Annotated in this window: 1 pseudogene; it reads left to right on the forward strand. The window is 74.1% G+C overall.

The features are described from left to right. Positions 1 to 525: pseudogene (locus tag SM447_RS29960) on the forward strand (M14 family zinc carboxypeptidase); the annotation flags it as partial.

Consider the following 525-nt stretch of genomic DNA (forward strand, 5'->3'; position numbering starts at 1 on the left):
CGTCGCCAGTTCATCGGCGTCGTCGGACTCTTCGTCGGTTCCTGGCCGACCTCCACCACCGAGCAGCCGAAACCGACCGGCTACACGGTGATCGGCTCGCACCTGCGGGTGGACGTGGACCGCGACAGCCCGGTCGCGCTGGGCCGGCCGGCGGAGGACTTCGAGTTCAACAACGGCGATCCCATCCTCAACCCGAGCACCACCGGCACCAACGTGCTGCGCTACCCGAGCGGTGACACGTTCTGGGCGAACGGCTACACGGTGGGCGCGGACGCCCTGCGCGGCACGGCGGCCCTGGTGGACGAGCCGACCGGCGCCGGCCGCTCGGTGCTCTTCGCGTTCAACCCGCTGTTCCGGGCGTACAACGAGAACGGGCTGCACCTGGTGGCCAACGCGCTGCTGCTGCCCGGCGGCGCGGCGAGCCGCGCCGCGACGCCGCCCGCCGTCGCCCCGGCCCGCGCGGCCGCCGCGGCCGCACCGGTGCCGGCGGATCTCGGCGGCGGCTGGCGACCGATCACCATCGAG

The sequence above is a fragment of the Micromonospora aridisoli genome (assembly GCF_056150025.1).